Here is an 857-nt window from a genome sequence, read left to right on the forward strand (position 1 = left end):
GTCACGATGCGACGCCGGCGTAGATCGGCGCGCAGAAACGACACCGGATGGCTCCGCAAGGTCAGCCCGACATGGCCGTAATCCTCGACAACCTCGCGGCCTGCCGTCATCGGCCTGAGCGTGACGGCGGGCTCGTGAATCTCAGGCACCGTTTTGTGTTCACGGGACGTGGCCGCCGCAAACAACGGCAGAGGTTCGTCGCGCAGCGCCTTGATCGCCCAGAGTGCGTCGCGGCGGGCAAGGTTCAGATCCGGCAGAAAGGCGTCGGCCTCGGCGAGCTGGACAAGTGGCGCCGCCGGCACGCCGGCGCGGCGCCAGAGATCGTCGACCGAGGCGAAGGGTTCATCGGCCCGCGCCGCGACGATCGCGGCCGCGTCATCATTGGCGAGACCCTTCACCATACGCAGACCGAGCCGGACAGCGAAGCGATCTTCGACATCGGTCGGCTCAAGCGTGCAATCCCAGCGGCTGGCATTGACGCAGACCGGTCGCACCTCAACGCCATGATCGCGAGCATCACGCACGATCTGGGCCGGCAGATAGAAGCCCATCGGTTGCGAATTCAGAAGCGCGGCGCAGAAGACATCCGGATGCCAGCATTTCATCCAGGACGAGGCATAAGCGATCAGCGCGAAGGAGGCGGCGTGGCTTTCGGGAAAACCGTAGCTGCCGAACCCCTCAAGCTGCGAAAAGGTCTTTTCGGCGAACTCTGGCGTGTAGCCGTTGGCGATCATGCCATTGATCAGTTTGTCGCGGAATTTCGAGACGCCGCCAGTGTGCTTGAACGTGGCCATGGCGCGGCGCAGCTGATCGGCCTCTCCAGCGGAAAAGCCGGCGCAGACCATGGAGACCTGCAT

Annotated in this window: 1 protein-coding gene; it reads right to left on the reverse strand. The window is 64.2% G+C overall.

Annotation, left to right across the window (positions count from 1 at the left end):
• On the reverse strand, positions 1–857 hold an 857-nt coding region (locus NKJ46_RS34665), incomplete at both ends, for a helix-hairpin-helix domain-containing protein (RefSeq protein ID WP_352671852.1).

It is taken from the genome of Mesorhizobium sp. M0166, from assembly GCF_040322255.1.
Classification (GTDB): Bacteria; Pseudomonadota; Alphaproteobacteria; order Rhizobiales; family Rhizobiaceae; genus Mesorhizobium.